This window comes from Nostoc sp. C057 (assembly GCF_013393925.1).
In the GTDB taxonomy this organism is placed as follows: Bacteria; Cyanobacteriota; Cyanobacteriia; order Cyanobacteriales; family Nostocaceae; genus Nostoc; species Nostoc muscorum_A.
The window spans coordinates 1,875,567-1,890,923 of record NZ_CP040281.1; the positions used below are offsets into that span (position 1 = coordinate 1,875,567).

13 protein-coding genes are annotated in these 15,357 nt (G+C 41.7%); 3 read left to right on the forward strand and 10 right to left on the reverse strand.

What is annotated here, in order from left to right; all coding sequences use genetic code 11:
- Positions 1 to 155 precede the first annotated feature (155 nt).
- The 10 genes from FD724_RS08550 to FD724_RS08595 form a co-directional block, all read right to left on the reverse strand.
- Positions 156 to 989, reverse strand: a complete 834-nt coding sequence (locus FD724_RS08550; protein ID WP_179072303.1) for a bifunctional 2-polyprenyl-6-hydroxyphenol methylase/3-demethylubiquinol 3-O-methyltransferase UbiG — start codon at positions 987 to 989, stop codon at positions 156 to 158.
- Between the two features lie 479 nt (positions 990 to 1,468).
- Positions 1,469 to 1,873 carry a response regulator gene (locus tag FD724_RS08555; protein WP_114082046.1) on the reverse strand — a complete coding sequence of 135 codons (405 nt, stop codon included), beginning with the start codon at positions 1,871 to 1,873 and terminating at the stop codon, positions 1,469 to 1,471.
- Between the two features lie 871 nt (positions 1,874 to 2,744).
- The gene (guaA, locus tag FD724_RS08560; RefSeq protein WP_114082045.1) at positions 2,745 to 4,367 is read right to left on the reverse strand and encodes a glutamine-hydrolyzing GMP synthase; all 1,623 of its coding nucleotides are present in this window, start codon (positions 4,365 to 4,367) and stop codon (positions 2,745 to 2,747) included.
- A gap of 224 nt (positions 4,368 to 4,591) precedes the next feature.
- Positions 4,592 to 5,704: a cobalt-precorrin-5B (C(1))-methyltransferase CbiD gene (cbiD, locus tag FD724_RS08565; protein ID WP_179072304.1), complete on the reverse strand. Its 1,113-nt coding sequence runs from the start codon at positions 5,702 to 5,704 to the stop codon at positions 4,592 to 4,594.
- Between the two features lie 228 nt (positions 5,705 to 5,932).
- Positions 5,933 to 6,151 carry a hypothetical protein gene (locus tag FD724_RS08570; RefSeq protein ID WP_179072305.1) on the reverse strand — a complete coding sequence of 73 codons (219 nt, stop codon included), beginning with the start codon at positions 6,149 to 6,151 and terminating at the stop codon, positions 5,933 to 5,935.
- Between the two features lie 44 nt (positions 6,152 to 6,195).
- A complete protein-coding gene (locus FD724_RS08575) occupies positions 6,196 to 7,053 on the reverse strand; it encodes a hypothetical protein (RefSeq protein ID WP_179072306.1) in 858 nt (285 codons plus the stop codon).
- The gene (locus FD724_RS08580; RefSeq protein WP_179072307.1) at positions 7,038 to 7,289 is read right to left on the reverse strand and encodes a DUF433 domain-containing protein; all 252 of its coding nucleotides are present in this window, start codon (positions 7,287 to 7,289) and stop codon (positions 7,038 to 7,040) included. Before FD724_RS08580 ends, FD724_RS08575 begins: the two co-directional genes overlap by 16 nt.
- A gap of 77 nt (positions 7,290 to 7,366) precedes the next feature.
- On the reverse strand, positions 7,367 to 7,663 hold the full coding sequence (locus tag FD724_RS08585; protein WP_179072308.1) for a hypothetical protein: 297 nt from the start codon (positions 7,661 to 7,663) through the stop codon (positions 7,367 to 7,369).
- 34 nt (positions 7,664 to 7,697) lie between these two features.
- A complete protein-coding gene (locus FD724_RS08590) occupies positions 7,698 to 8,294 on the reverse strand; it encodes a DUF3177 family protein (RefSeq protein WP_163929476.1) in 597 nt (198 codons plus the stop codon).
- A gap of 677 nt (positions 8,295 to 8,971) precedes the next feature.
- The gene (locus FD724_RS08595) at positions 8,972 to 9,217 is read right to left on the reverse strand and encodes a Calvin cycle protein CP12 (RefSeq protein ID WP_012407493.1); all 246 of its coding nucleotides are present in this window, start codon (positions 9,215 to 9,217) and stop codon (positions 8,972 to 8,974) included.
- Between the two features lie 372 nt (positions 9,218 to 9,589).
- Between FD724_RS08595 and FD724_RS08600 the strand changes: the two genes are divergently transcribed.
- The 3 genes from FD724_RS08600 to kdpB all read left to right on the forward strand — a co-directional run bounded on the left by FD724_RS08600 (position 9,590) and on the right by kdpB (position 15,351).
- Positions 9,590 to 10,825: an FIST N-terminal domain-containing protein gene (locus tag FD724_RS08600; RefSeq protein WP_114082060.1), complete on the forward strand. Its 1,236-nt coding sequence runs from the start codon at positions 9,590 to 9,592 to the stop codon at positions 10,823 to 10,825.
- Between the two features lie 503 nt (positions 10,826 to 11,328).
- Positions 11,329 to 13,074, forward strand: coding sequence for a potassium-transporting ATPase subunit KdpA (gene kdpA, locus FD724_RS08605; RefSeq protein WP_179072309.1), 1,746 nt, complete (start codon positions 11,329 to 11,331; stop codon positions 13,072 to 13,074).
- Between the two features lie 135 nt (positions 13,075 to 13,209).
- Positions 13,210 to 15,351, forward strand: coding sequence for a potassium-transporting ATPase subunit KdpB (gene kdpB, locus FD724_RS08610; protein WP_179072310.1), 2,142 nt, complete (start codon positions 13,210 to 13,212; stop codon positions 15,349 to 15,351).
- The last annotated feature ends 6 nt before the right edge of the window (positions 15,352 to 15,357 follow it).

The following is a 15,357-nucleotide window of genomic DNA, read 5'->3' on the forward strand; positions in this document are numbered from 1 at the left end:
AAGAACGAAAAATAATTTTTAAAAGAGTTGATTTTCCATTAAGTTTATTATCAATTAACTGATACTATTGATAATAAACTCAAAACCTTGGCTACTAAGACTTGTATCTTACCAAACAAGGATTTTAGGACTTGTGTGTACACCATAGAGATGAGTTAATAGGTCTTACGGGCTATAACGTACATATTGACTGTTGTATAGTCTTCGAGTCCAGGAATTTTACTCAGAAAGCGAAACAACGGCATCAATTTGGAAGCCCCTTCAAAAGCATTTGTAGTCTCGCTAACAATCACAAATCCGCTTTTATCAAAGGCTTTCAGGAAGTCGCGGCGCTTGAGTTTATTGAGTCCAAGGTCATAGATCGAATGGCACTCGATTCCGGGATGGTACTTATTATAAGCTGCAACAACACGCTCATCGCCAATAATGAGATGCGCCCACGGTAGTCTGATGCGCTTTCCGATTGCGTGATATCCATGATCGCCAAAAGGACTGTAATAAAGTGGGCTAAAACCAGTTATCAGTAAGCCCCCTTCCCGTAGAACTCGTTTTATTGAAAGAAGAACTCGCTCTATGCCCATGATGTGTTCAAAAGTATCTTTGGAAATTACGATATCAACCTGGCCGTCAAGCGTCGTTAGGTTGTCAATATCCAAGTGATGAAACTCTATTCTGTCTGCAATCTCTGGGTAGCGTTCTGCGACGATATTGCGCGCAAATTCGATCCGGCTACTTATGAGGTCAAGACCGATTACCCGCCGCGCTCCGGAAATGGCTGCATCAATGCACAGTGCGCCATATCCACAGCCGATCTCAAGTACAACTTTACCGGAGAAGTCTGGACGACCGCCAAAGCGCCTCCAGTACATATCGGATTTTGTGACTTGTGCCTCAAAGTATTTTAGGGAAAATTCTTCATCTGGTACAGCAAAATTATCTTCAGTAAATTTGTAGTTTGCAGAGGAATCTGTAAAAGTTTCTTGACTCATGAGTTAAACTGTCAAATGACAATACAGGCTACATTAGTTTATACATCACATCAGTAGCAATAGCAATTGATACTGTTATCCTGGTAAGGAACAGTGAGCTTTCGGACAGGAGATAATGCTGAAGCCTTTGACTTAGAGTGTTTATGGAATAAGGTAAGTATTATTGAGATTATTAAAGTGGTAATGTTTATTTGATTAGTGTCACGCAAATTTGCGCTCAAAAATATTCTAATTTTGACTAAAGGCGAAAATTTTACTGACAACAAAATTCGTGTTTCAGTCTTGTTCAAGGCAATAATCGCACCTTTTGGTTTTATTCAAGTAGTGATCGCTCATAAACAAAGGAAAAGAAAACTCATTTGTAGAGTTTAGAATCTTTGTCAAACATAATATCGCTTCAAATCGAGCAGATTCAAAAAATGAGAGAGCGGAAAGTTAACAAGTCAAAATTCAAAATCACGCTCTCTACAAGATTTGTATTAACTCTCATAAGAAGCAACCAATTCTGCGACGATCGCAACTAGTTCTCCGGGATCGACTGGTTTAGGTACATGAGTCTGAAAACCCGCTTCCAAAGCACGGCTACGATACTCGCTATCGCCATAAGCAGTTAAAGCGATCGCAGGGAGTTTTTCCCAAATATCAGGCTTCAGCGCCCGGATCTTGCGGATAAGGGTGTAACCATCTTCACCAGGCATAGCAATATCACAAATTAAGACATCTGGCTGCAACTCAGGTAGTACTTTCAATGCTACCGCCGCCGATGGAACTGCCATAACGGTGGCTCCATCAGCTTCTAACACGGTAGTAATGTAAAAGCGGCTATCGTCATCATCATCAACGACGAGGATGTTTAAGCCAGCAAGGGGGAGAGGAGGTTCCATAACATCTCCATAAATGTTTATCAAATGAAAGTTATTTCTAATGAGCTGCTGGTTTTTTGTCTTTTACCACACCCTTGATAATTTTACTGCGATCGCGCCTATTCTCCTAGACAATAATTCAATTCATCTAGCCACCATCTAATTGATGGTTAATTATTCGCTGGAATTTATAATTCTTGACTGGATAAAATTATATTTGTGTTTAAATTCATTTATATTTAGAAATTCACTTTCACAAATAATTTATTTTACAAATTTATTTTGATAATCGCTGCCTATTTTATTACGAAAAACTTGCGATTTTGCTGGGGCTTTTAAATTTAGCAACTATGACATTTTGCTAAAAATCTAAAAACATCTAGATTGCATAAATTAAATCAAGCTCTTGTAGGGTGGGCATCCTACCCGCCATAACTATTTAACGCGATGTGCAACTTATTCTTAGAACCCCTCTCCAAACCTCTCCCCGAAACGGAGAGAGGCTTTGATTATTGCTCCCCTTCCCTTGTAGGGAAGGGGTTGGGGGTTAGGTTTGAAAGAAAGTTGCACACGGCGCTATTTAAGTTAAATGTAGAGTCAATACTGCTCGATTAAGCATTTTTAACTCGGAATCGGGTTTGGGGAAAAGGTTAAAGGGTAAGGGTTAAAGGTTTTTTCTTTCCCTTTTCCCTTTCCCCTTTTCCCCTTAACCGAGAAGTATTGAAATGTAGAGTAGCTTACCAAAGCTATAGCCAAAAAAATAGACAATGCCAAAACTAAAAACGAGTCAGCTCGGCATTGCCATTTAAAATATGTGAATCTAAATTACTGCAAAGAACCTGAATAATCAGAAAGAGTGATGAGCTTTTAGTTAACTCAACTCAAAACTTAATTACTCCCATTCAATGGTTCCAGGTGGCTTAGAGGTGATGTCATAAACCACACGATTCACCCCTTTTACCTCATTCACAATCCGCGTGGAAATCACTTCCAGGACATCGTAAGGGACTCTGGCCCAATCAGCAGTCATGCCATCTTCACTGGTAACAATTCGCAAGACAATGGGGTAAGCGTAAGTACGTTGATCGCCCATAACGCCAACACTACGGATTGGCAGCAATACAGCAAATGCTTGCCAGAAATCATGATACATACCGCGTTGGTTAATTTCTTGCCGCACAATCAAATCAGCATCGCGCAAAATATTTAACCGCTCTGATGTAACTTCTCCCAAAATGCGAATTGCCAAACCAGGCCCAGGAAAAGGTTGTCGTTGGACAATTTCTTCTGGTAAACCAATGGAACGCCCAACTTTGCGGACTTCATCTTTAAATAATTTCCGCAGTGGTTCCACCAATTTAAATCTTAGGTCTTTCGGCAAACCGCCAACATTGTGATGACTCTTAATTTTTACCGCTACCCGTTCACCAGTTTGGGGATCAACATTGGTGTCAGCAGATTCGATGACATCTGGATAAAGAGTCCCTTGAGCTAAATAGTCAAAATGACCAAGGCGCTTGGAGGTTTCCTCAAATACGTTGATAAATTCGTGTCCGATGCGGCGGCGTTTTTCTTCAGGATCTGTAACACCAGCAACCTTAGCTAAAAAGCGATCGCGCGCATTCACATACTCTACAGGAATGTGAAACTGCTCTTGGAACAGCTTTACCAATCGCTCTGGCTCATACTTTCGCATAAAGCCTTGATCGATAAACACACAAGTTAGTTGCTCGCCAATCGCTTTATACAGCAAGAACGCCAGGGTAGAAGAATCAACTCCCCCAGATAGTGCCAAAAGCACTCGCTTCTCCCCAACTCTGGTGCGAATTTCCCGAATTGCCTCTTCAACAAAAGCCGCAGTTGTCCAAGTGGGTTCGCAATCGCAGATATGGTAGACAAAATTACGAATTAATGCTATGCCACCAAGAGAATGTACTACCTCTGGATGGAATTGAACCCCGTAAAGTTTCCTTTCGTGGTCGGCAATGGCAGCACAGGGGGTATTTTCTGTATGTGCCAGCAATTCAAACCCTGATGGCATTTGGGTAACTGAGTCTCCGTGACTCATCCACATAGTAGTGCCATCTTCGACGTTAGTAAGTAAATCTGTGGGATCATCAATATATAATGATGCTTTGCCGTACTCACCTCGGTCAGCCTTTGCCACTTCACCACCGAGTTGGTTCACCATTAGCTGCATCCCATAGCAAACACCCAAGACGGGTATTCCCAAATTCCAGATTTCTGGGTCACAATGGGGAGCGTTGTCACCATAAACCGAACTCGGCCCACCAGAGAGAATGATTCCCTTGGGATTGAGTTGGCGCAATTGTTCAGAAGTAGTGCGATAGGATAAAACTTCAGAGTATACTTGAGTCTCGCGGATGCGACGGGCAATCAATTCAGAATATTGAGAGCCAAAGTCCAGAATTATAATTAATTGGCGATCAAGTCGCCCAACATTTTCCAATGTTTGGGGCGCTTGTTCTGTCGGTAGAGTCACCACTGTATTCATGATGGAAGTGTTATGTCTGTTAAGGATAGATGCTTTATGGTCTATGGTGATGCTATTATTCAGCCTGCTTAGGCTGATAATGGTATAGAAGCCCTAGACAAACGCGAGGTTATGTGCGTTGGTCTAGTCCCGGAGCTAGAGATGGTATGAAAACGATAAACTTACCCTAGAGTGGTTACTTAAAAGATTATTTATTTGGATTGTTTACGATTATTCATAATAAATTAACATAATTTTCCCATCAACAGACCAGCAGTTTTACTCTTCACGATAATTTTGCGATCGCGATCAAAGAGAATTGAGCCACAGACTGTAACCTCTGTGCCCCTTTCGCTATGGCTTTGGATGTATTCTTGGGAACGAACATCGATAGTTTCTGCGATCGCACTGTAAACTTGATTTACCCAATTACTACCATTTGCAGCATCTAGCGATTTTAGGTATGTTAGGGCAGCTTCGGCGGTAGCACTATTAAATACAGCTTCGATATCTGGTGATTTTAAACCTGCGATCGCACAGTGCGCGGCCAAAATTTCCCGCCGTCCATCAGCCAAGTAGTGATGGGTGTGAAAAATTCCCCCCGCCAGTTTCATCAGCTTACCGTGATAGCCAAATAATAAAATTTCTTTCACGCCTAGCACATCAGCTTCTACTAACATTGGGCCGAGCCAGTTAGCAGTTTTGACCAATTGTTCGGGATTAATCCCTAGTTTACGCGCTAAATCTAGTCCATTCTCGCCGATACAGAATACTAAACTCTCAAAACGATTGGCTTTATTTTGTAATTCCGCTCGAAAAACTGCAAGCTGATCTGGTGTACTTAAGGGTTGAGAAATGCCGGTTGTGCCTAAAAGCGAAAGTCCTTCAACCACACCAAAAGCAGAATTTGAAGTCCGAACAGCTAGCGATCGCCCTTCAGGTAAAATAATCGTCACCGTGATTTTTTCCCCCGGTGCTAGCATTCGTTGCAAGTTTTCTTTTAAAAGCCTTTGAGCATAAGCATAAATAGCAGGTTTGTCATCAGCATTCGCCTGTCTGCCAATCCCTTCCCCACCTTTAATAATTACAGTCTCACCCTGTTCTCGCCACTCCACCAATGCCCAAATCGGTGTATCTTTAGTCAAATCGAGATTATCGCCGGGATCGCTGCGGGTAATTGCTAAAGCTGTATTTTCAGATAATCCTGCTACCTGTTCAATGGGGATTTCGGCGATTTGAGTCGGTTCAATCAAATCTACAGACGCTAGAGTTAGGGATTTGCGATCGTGTAACCAGTGTAAAGCTGCAACAGCAGCAGCACACGCAAAAACCGGGAGTGTGTATCCAGAACGGGACATTTTGTAAATTGAAAAGTCAAAATAATTCTTCAAAATCGAAGACAGTTTTAGACGGCAATTTAGACTTCAACTGTAGCTTACTTGCTTCAAGATAATGGCTCAGTTCATCTGCGGCAGATGACTTTCGCATCCCAACGACTATTAACGACTTGTGAGATGTAGAAGGTAAATGCACGTCGCGAGGCAACTCTTAACAATCTCTTGTCACCTCAATATTTTCGGCAAGAATCAAGTTCCTGCACTAGTATCAAATAATCCTGGGAACTCCTTGCCAAAATCATACTCTTCATTATGAGTTTCACTAATATGCTGTGACACTAAATCTTTGGACGATAATTCTTCTTTATATTTCAGAAACTCGATAAAGGTTTTGACTACATTAACTTGATCCAACGTTAGATTGTGGATATCTGTAATAACAGAATCACGTACTTCATTAATATCCATGCTAATTTCCTTATTCACAACAACTTGTCCTCTAAGTAAAAAGGTCATCCTGAAGTTTGATCTTGTCTACTGTCATCTTGCCTATTTTCACCAGTTTCTATAACCTGCTCAAGACTAAACTCTTTTATTAAATCTAGATACTGCTTTCCATCTTGAGTAATACGGATACATTCAGTTATAGCTTGCTCGTACTCTGGAGCAGTTATCAAAGCTTTAAGCAGTTTAGAGATAGATTTATCTGGATACCTCTCTGCAAATCCAATTGCACAGATGTGCCTTAACTCCCTTGCTAATGAATAAAGGCTAGACTTACCTTTAATTAAATAAGGCACTTTATGCTTATCGTATTCTTCTAATCTCTTTAGATGTTCTAGTTCAAATTTATCAACGACTGTTCTGGTAACAAATTTTAGGGCAAATTTCTGCCTTTCCTGTATTTTTCTAATTTCTTCTTGCTGAATTGATAATATTTCAAGTTGTTCTCTTTGAAGATCAATTTGCTTTTGTTGAAGCTTGTCAAGCTCGTCTTTTTGTTGTTCTTGCTTCGCTTCTATTTTTTGAAATTTCGCTTGGAGTTTAGTACCATCAATTGAGAAATCTTCTAACTTCTCAATTAAACCAGAGTTGAATATCAACAATACAGCAAATAGCAGTATGTGGGAATTTTCAACCTTGTTTATTTTTATTTTTGTAGGTATAAAAATAGAAATTATTAGATAGATTAAACCTATAATGGAAACGGCTTGTGATATCCACCATGTAAGTTTTTTCACATCTCTGTTATGACCATTTTTATGTGTATTCAGATGGTTGCTATTCTCTTCTAAAATAGCCTTTTCAGTTTTCAATTTCTTGATTTGCTCCTTTAAATCAGAACTTATTGAAGTTATTTCCTCTGCCATAAATCGCTCATTTCAGATTGTTGTATAATAAGCTGCTTCTCACGATCGCCAGCAAAAGCAGGACACGCTTTGATGTCTTCGGAAGTTAATTCAGAAAAATCCTCTAGTATTTCTGCTTCAGTCATTCCACCAGCAAGATACTCCAAAATATCATAAACAGTTATTCGCATTCCTCGGATACAGGGTTTACCACTGCGTTTTCCAGGCTCAATCGTAATAATTTCGTGGTAATTCATAAATTAGTCAAGATATTTGTTTAATCTATGAGGGTTGCTTGAGTCAGCCTACCAACTAACTTAAGACAAAATTTTAGTTAGACTCCCACTTCTGATAATAAAGCTTCCATAGCTTCCCAAGAAATTCCTTGTTGAATATAACGGGGTGCTTCAGGATTATAAGGACTGGCTACTCGATCAATATTGAGGATAATTGCCCCATCTGGCAAAACTGGTACATCTGCATCAAATGCTGTGGGGCGCATCAAAGAACTGGAAAAGCCTTTGAAAATAGCAATTGTATCTTCCCCATCGGCAATTTCCACTGTTACAATCAAGACTTCTTTGGGGCGTTTAGCGGTGTATTGTTCTAGCCGCTTACCAATGGAATTCATTTTTTTACAGTAGGGGTATATGACGTAGCGACAGTTACTGTGGTGTGGCTGAACGTCCCTGCTTGCCAAGCTTAATCAGAACAAAATAGCTTAAGTAAACCACATAAATTACTAAACTAGTTATGCCAAGAAAACCTAAAAACTCAGCTTTGCTATTAGCATGAAAATATTCTTTGAATAATAACGGGATCTCAAACCAGACGCGACAATAAGCAGTCTTCATTACACTGGCAGAAAAAGCACAACCCAAAAATGGGATCAACGCTAGTGTACCCAAAATACAATAAACAGTTGTAGCCCAGCGCCAAGAGGTAAAAATAAATTTCAAAACTCCACTGGTTTGATACTCAATTTCATCATTGATATCTACCCAGAACCACAGTGAAATTGGGATTAAAATCTGAGCCATCAATCCAGAGATAAAGCTAACTGGATACTGGGCAATCATTAAGTAAATCGTGATTGCCACCAAGCTTGATACTTTCCAGTATATAGTCAATAAGCGTTGTATAGCTTCTGCTTTTTGCACAAATGCCCAAATTAAAAGAATTAGCGGAATAATTACCAAGAATAATACTGCCAGTCGGTAATCAATCCAGACGAAAGGGCGAAACCAAACGTTATAGTCCATAGTTTTTCTCAAACGATAAATAAAACAATTTAAACTAAGAGCAAGTATCCATAACTGACAAACTTGTAAGCTATTAGCTAGCTAGTAGTCTATCTATATTACAAACAGTTTAATCAAAGCACAAAATCTAGCCTCAAGACTGCGCTCTAACTTCTTGGTGGAAGCAAGTGGCTACCCAACTTATACCATTTCACGCAGTTTCTACTATAAACACGTTTGTAGGGGCATACAGATGTACGCCCCTACAACCAATTTATGCCTTGCAAAGATTTTTGGAAAAATTTTTAAATGGTAAGTTGTTTAATTTACTTTCCTAAATCTATCAATTTGGCAAAAAAACAAGCAACTCAAAGATCCTCAACTTAGATTTTACACTTACCTGTAGTAGCGTCAGGGAGCCTGTTAAAAGACCACTTAGCAGCTATATACTTGATACTCGCGGACAAAATCCCCATTTTTTTGGGTGTAAATGTTTCCTTTTAAGATAAAAAATCTCAAAGCTTAACCTTGATACATCCGTAACTCCAGATATTTCACCATTTTTTTGTCCATTGGAGAAAATAATGAAAGAGGGAGAGTACGGTTTTAGCCGGAAGTAGCGTAAAAGTGCGAAATCTCAGTAAGTAAATCTTGGTTGCTTAGTAACAAACGAACAAAAAATTCACTTGTTTAAATTTCTAGTCGTCATAAACCCGGCATTCAATTGCATCTGGGTTGTCATCACAATACTGTTCTAGAGAATTTTTGGGCTTGCTTTGGCGCTTGTGAGAAGCTTCGGCTTGTAATTCTTCTACTGCATCCCAAGCAGCAGCACATTCTGGTGAACCGCTACCGTTAATGTCACAGACAGTACGCGCTTGTTCTACTTCTTCTTGGATTTTCTCTTGGATGTCGCTTGTTGCTGTTTCTTGGATGTTGGTCATTGCTTTAGTCTCGTTGTGTGTTGTTAATACTAGTATAGAAAAACTTCAGAAATGGCAGATTTTAGCTTGATTACTAACCATTCTAACTATTCAGTTCATAAGTTAGTACTTTAGCCTATTGATTTATAACCAATATAGTAAACTGCCGCATCTATAATGCATTCATCTTTATGTTTTAAGATTTTGTGGGATTAGTACCATAGATAAACAATCATACAATATATTTAGATGCATCTATTAGGGAATGACAACCACAGCTTCTTGGATGGAGGAGACAAAAGGCTGGCACTAATTCTTGTAGGATGCAATTCTTCCCAAAATAAAAATACATCAAAATCTACTAGCACAAAAAGAGAAAGAAGCTCAAAACTCATGGCAGACCAAATGCAGTGGGCAAATGCCCTATCAACCCGTCATTCTCTGGAAGCCGCCGTTACAGATGTGGTGGAACGAGCTGTCTCATCATTAACAGCACCTGCGGATCTAGGACTGGTATTCATTTCGTCTGCTTTTACGAGTGAGTATTCTCGATTGTTACCCTTGTTAGCTGAGAAACTTTCTGTACCAGTGCTAATTGGCTGTAGTGGTGGAGGTGTGATTGGGACGACAGTTAACGGAGAAACCCAAGAACTCGAAGCAGAACCAGCTATTAGCTTGACTTTAGCACATCTTCCAGGGGTGAAGGTTCAAGTTTTTCATGTTGTTGCTGAAGAATTACCTGACTTAGATAGTTCTCCTGATGCTTGGGTTGATTTGATTGGTGTGCCAGCATCACCAACACCCCAGTTTATTTTGCTGTCTAGTTCCTTCGCCTCTGGAATCAACGATTTGTTGCAGGGATTGGATTTTGCTTATCCAGGATCGGTGATCGTGGGGGGACAGGCTAGTGGTGGAGGTATGGGTGGTCGTGTTGCCCTATTTTGTAATGAGACTGACGGCGAGGAATGTCAAAGTCTGTATCGTGAGGGTACTGTTGGGATAGCTTTGACTGGCAATATTGTTTTGGAAACGATTGTAGCCCAAGGATGCCGACCAATTGGCAAACCATTGCAAGTTACAAAAGCCGATCGCAACATCATCTTAGAGTTAGATGAGCAAGTACCGCTAGTAGTATTGCGAGATTTGATTGCTAGTCTTAGCGAACACGAACGAACTTTAGCACAGCACTCTTTGTTTGTTGGTGTGGCGATGGACGAGTTTAAGCTGGCTTTGCAGCAGGGAGACTTTTTAATTCGTGGTATTCTTGGGGTCGATCCAACAGCTGGAGCGATCGCAATTGGCGATCGCGTTCGTCCTGGTCAAAGGCTGCAATTCCACCTCCGCGATGCCCAAGCCTCTGCTGAAGACCTAGAATTACTCCTTCAAAGTTATCAAACCCAACGAGAATCTGAACCCTCTGCCGTCGCTGCCTTAATGTTTGCCTGTCTGGGACGAGGCGAAGGACTCTATGGTAAACCTAATTTCGATTCTGAATTATTTCGCCGCTATCTCAGCGATATTCCTGTAGGTGGCTTTTTCTGTGGTGGTGAAATCGGCCCTGTTGGTGGCAGAACTTTCTTACACGCCTACACTTCCGCATTTGGAATTTGTCGTCAAAATCAGTTATGAGTTATGAATTAAACTCCTCACTCTCTAGTAATACTATCTGATTTGTGAAAATTCGCAGTATCCAAATCCCCAACTTGTTTAAGAAGTTGGGGATTTAACTTTTTACGAATGGTTTAAGCTAATCAGCATTCAAGTTGCATAATCAGGGCGGGCAAGATGCCCACCCCACAAGATATTGAGAAAATTTTCATCTGCAAATTAGAGGTGTTTTAGCTTATGAATGTTTAACATTTAACTGTCCTTCTATATTTGCAGATATATATCGAGATAAACGCTCTGAATACTTGTCTATATAGACAAATATATTTTTTGTATAGGCTAGTTTAAATATTAATTTATACCTTGTATTCTCTAACAAAAAGCTCGATGATTGATTGAGGAAAGACATAGCTATAGGTTGGCTAATAATAATGTCAATATAATTCATTATTTTTTCTGATTCATCGCCCGAAAATATCTGATATTTCTCTGAAATTTATTCATGTCGGAGTTGAAATAATCCAATGCTAGAAGGATTGATTCAAATTGCATTAACGCTACTAATTATAGTAGCAATTACTCCATTTTTTGGGCGCTATATGGCGCGTGTATACCTAGAGCAAAGTACTTTTCTCGACCCAATCTTGAATCCGGTTGAGCGAGTGCTTTATGCTTTAGTCGGTGTTAAATCCAAAGAAAATATGACGGGCTGGCAGTATGGGCGGGCAATCCTGTATAGCAACGTAGTTATGGGGTTGCTGATTTTCTTTATCATCATGAGTCAAGGATGGTTGCCCCTCAATCCCACGGGGATAAAAGCCCCAACTTGGGATACAGCACTGCATACTACCATTTCCTTTATTACTAATACCAACCAACAGCATTATTCTGGTGAAACCTACATGAGCTATGCCAGCCAAATGTGGGGGCTGGGTTATCACATGTTCACCTCTGCTGGCACTGGTTTGGCGGTAGGAATTGCTTTTATTCGGGGATTGACGGGTAGATCGTTAGGCAACTTTTATGTAGACCTAATTCGCTCGATTACCCGAATTTTACTGCCTATTTGTATTGTGGGTGGGATTGTGTTGATAGCTGCTGGCGTTCCAGAAACTCTGGCGGGTGCAGTTGTATTCCCTACCTTAGAAGACCCGAATATTAGTCAAGCGATCGCTCGTGGCCCTGTTGCCCACTTTGAAATTATCAAGCAATTAGGGGAAAACGGCGGCGGCTTTTTTGCTATTAACTCAGCACACCCCTTTGAAAATCCCAGTGGATTTACTAATTTAATTCAGATTGTGGCAATGCTTTCCATTCCCACGTCCCTGATCTATACATATGGTTTGTTTGCCAATAACACCAAACAAGCCTGGTTACTCTACGGTATGGTCGGTGTAATTTTTCTAGGATTCCTGATTGTCACTGCCATTGGGGAATATAACGGCAATCTGGCTGTAAATGCGCTTTTGGGCAGTCAGCAACCGAATTTAGAGGGGAAAGAAGTCCGGTTTGGTTGGGCAGAATCGGTATTATTTGCGGTAAGTACAACCGGAACCATGTGCGGCGCAGTCAACAGTCTCCACGACTCCTTTATGCCCGCCGGCGGTTTTATTTTTCTTTCTAATATGTTCCTGCAAATTATGTGGGGTGGACAGGGTACAGGAACAGCTTACTTATTTGCCTATAGCATCCTGGCGGTATTCGTCACAGGTTTGATGGTGGGACGCACACCAGAATTTTTGGGACGCAAAATTGAAAAGCGTGAAGTCGTACTTGCTAGCTTCTTGATTTTGCTAGTTCACCCGATCGCCATTTTGATGCCAGGGGGAATCGCCTTAGCTTTTCCTGACCAATTGGCAGGAATTAGCAATCCCGGTTTCCACGGCTTTTCTCAGGTGATTTACGAATATGCCTCAGCTGCTGCGAACAACGGTTCTGGTTTTGAAGGTTTAGGCGATTCACAACCTTCTCCTTTTGCGATCGCTACAGGTACAGCAACAACTACAACCGCTTTGTGGTGGAACTTGAGTACTTGCTTCAGTCTACTAGCTGGACGCTATATCCCAATTTTAGGTTTGCTGTTATTAGCAGATAGTATGTCTCGCAAGCAAGCTGTTCCTTACACCACTGGTACATTACGAACTGATACCGGACTATTTACAGGCGTTACCGCAGGCGTAATTTTAATCCTGGGCGCACTCACATTTTTCCCAGTGCTGGCATTAGGCCCCATCGCTGAAGCCTTTTTTATTACCAAAGGTATCGGCTAGAGAGTAGGAGATGAGGTACAACGCCCCATTCCCAATACTTCGACTCCTTTCGACTTCTCTGCGAGACGCTACACGAACGCTCAAGGCAAGTCGCTCAGTACAAGTGCCCAATGCCCCATTCTCAAAATTTAATGTATGCCAATTACTACTGATTCTCCTTCGCCCCGTATTCCATCTGGAACTCGTGACTCGCGTAAGCACACCCCCAAAACAGATATGCGGGGACTTTACCAAAGGGCAATTCGTGAGTCATTTGTCAAACTCGATCCGCGAATTACTGTCAGAAACCCAGTTATGTTTGTTGTTTGGGTAGGGACAATTGTCACCTTTCTTGTTACCCTTAACCCAAATCTGTTTGGCACAGTCCAGGCAGATATCAACCAACAACGTCTGTTAAATGGGTTGATTACCTTCATTCTCTTTTTCACCCTCGTTTTTGCCAACTTTGCCGAAGCCGTAGCTGAAGGACGTGGTAAAGCACAGGCTGATTCACTGCGATCGACGCGATCGGATACGATCGCTAACAAAATCCTCCCTGATGGTTCCATACAACAAGTCAATTCTACGGAACTGCGGCGGGGCGATTTGGTCAAGGTGGTTGCAAATAATATGATTCCCGCCGATGGGGATGTAATTAAAGGCATTGGCTCAGTAGATGAGTCTGCAATTACTGGGGAATCGGCCCCGGTATTGAAGCAACCAGGTACAGATATTGCCAGTTCGGTGACAGGAGGTACACGCCTACTCTCTGATGAGTTGACAATTCGTGTTAGTGCCGATCCTGGTCAAGGCTTTATCGATCGCATGATTGCCCTGGTAGAAGGGGCACAACGCACCAAGACTCCCAACGAGATTGCTTTGACAGTATTGTTGGCAGTGCTAACGCAAGTGTTCTTGATTGTGGTGGCAACTATGCCGCCCTTCGTTGGCTACATCGCTAGTTTTATCACCACGGCCTTTGGCGTTGACGCAGGAAACAGTTTGCGGGCGGGTGCTAGCGTTGCGATTCTTATCTCACTATTAGTAGCTTTGATTCCCACAACTATTGGTGGATTGCTCAGTGCGATCGGTATTGCAGGGATGGACAGGGTTGCCCAATTCAACGTCATTGCTACCTCTGGTCGAGCAGTAGAAGCCTGCGGCGACATCAACACCTTGGTGCTGGATAAGACGGGTACAATCACCTTGGGTAATCGGATGGCTGATGAGTTTATTCCTTTGGATAATCACTCACTAGAAGATGTGGCGCGAGTTTCTCTAGCTGCTAGCTTGTTTGACGATACGCCAGAGGGCAAGTCAATTGTGATCTTGGCAGAAAAGTCCCAGGCTGCGGTAGACTTCAACATCGACAAAGCCGAAGGTGTGGAATTTACCGCCAAAACCCGGATGAGTGGCACGAATTTACCCGATGGCAAACAAATTCGCAAAGGTGCAGTGGATGCCATTAAGGGATTTGTCCGTTCTCGTGGCGGTAACGTTCCTGATGATATAGACGCAGCTTATGAGCGAGTTTCCCGGTTAGGCGGTACACCTTTAGCTGTTTGCCAAGATGACAAAATTTATGGTGTGATCTACCTCAAAGATATTGTCAAACCTGGTCTGCGGGAACGGTTTGACCAACTTCGCCGCATGGGTGTTCGCACCGTTATGCTCACAGGTGACAATCGAATTACCGCTTCGGTAATTGCTGAAGAAGCTGGGGTGGATGATTTTATTGCCGAAGCGACTCCAGAAGACAAAATTGAGGTGATTCGCTCCGAACAATCTCAGGGTAAATTGGTAGCAATGACTGGTGATGGTACTAATGATGCCCCTGCTCTCGCTCAAGCAAATGTGGGTGTGGCAATGAACTCTGGGACGCAAGCTGCCAAAGAAGCTGCTAACATGGTGGACTTGGACTCTGACCCCACAAAGCTAATTGACCTAGTAACCATAGGTAAACAGTTGCTAATTACTCGTGGAGCCTTGACAACATTCTCCATCGCTAATGATATCGCCAAATATTTTGCGATTATTCCGACTATCTTTGCGGCTGCTGGAATCGGCGCACTGAATATTATGGGATTAAAGAGTGCCCAATCTGCGATCGTCTCGGCGCTGATTTACAATGCCTTGATTATTCCGGCACTAATTCCGCTAGCACTCAAAGGGGTAAAGTTTTTACCTTTAACAGCAGATCAACTGCTACGTCGCAACATCTTCATCTATGGCGTTGGTGGCATCATTGCTCCCTTTATTGCCATCAAACTAATAGATATTATCTTACCTTTGTCTTAATTTACT

What these genes read in the sequence shown, in the direction of transcription:
- FD724_RS08550 (WP_179072303.1), bottom strand. Translation starts at nt 989, where the DNA reads ATGAGTCAAGAAACTTTTACAGATTCCTCTGCAAACTACAAATTTACT.
- FD724_RS08555 (WP_114082046.1), bottom strand. Translation starts at nt 1,873, where the DNA reads ATGGAACCTCCTCTCCCCCTTGCTGGCTTAAACATCCTCGTCGTTGAT.
- guaA (WP_114082045.1), bottom strand. Translation starts at nt 4,367, where the DNA reads ATGAATACAGTGGTGACTCTACCGACAGAACAAGCGCCCCAAACATTG.
- cbiD (WP_179072304.1), bottom strand. Translation starts at nt 5,704, where the DNA reads ATGTCCCGTTCTGGATACACACTCCCGGTTTTTGCGTGTGCTGCTGCT.
- FD724_RS08570 (WP_179072305.1), bottom strand. Translation starts at nt 6,151, where the DNA reads ATGGATATTAATGAAGTACGTGATTCTGTTATTACAGATATCCACAAT.
- FD724_RS08575 (WP_179072306.1), bottom strand. Translation starts at nt 7,053, where the DNA reads ATGGCAGAGGAAATAACTTCAATAAGTTCTGATTTAAAGGAGCAAATC.
- FD724_RS08580 (WP_179072307.1), bottom strand. Translation starts at nt 7,289, where the DNA reads ATGAATTACCACGAAATTATTACGATTGAGCCTGGAAAACGCAGTGGT.
- FD724_RS08585 (WP_179072308.1), bottom strand. Translation starts at nt 7,663, where the DNA reads ATGAATTCCATTGGTAAGCGGCTAGAACAATACACCGCTAAACGCCCC.
- FD724_RS08590 (WP_163929476.1), bottom strand. Translation starts at nt 8,294, where the DNA reads ATGGACTATAACGTTTGGTTTCGCCCTTTCGTCTGGATTGATTACCGA.
- FD724_RS08595 (WP_012407493.1), bottom strand. Translation starts at nt 9,217, where the DNA reads ATGACCAACATCCAAGAAACAGCAACAAGCGACATCCAAGAGAAAATC.
- FD724_RS08600 (WP_114082060.1), top strand. Translation starts at nt 9,590, where the DNA reads ATGGCAGACCAAATGCAGTGGGCAAATGCCCTATCAACCCGTCATTCT.
- kdpA (WP_179072309.1), top strand. Translation starts at nt 11,329, where the DNA reads ATGCTAGAAGGATTGATTCAAATTGCATTAACGCTACTAATTATAGTA.
- kdpB (WP_179072310.1), top strand. Translation starts at nt 13,210, where the DNA reads ATGCCAATTACTACTGATTCTCCTTCGCCCCGTATTCCATCTGGAACT.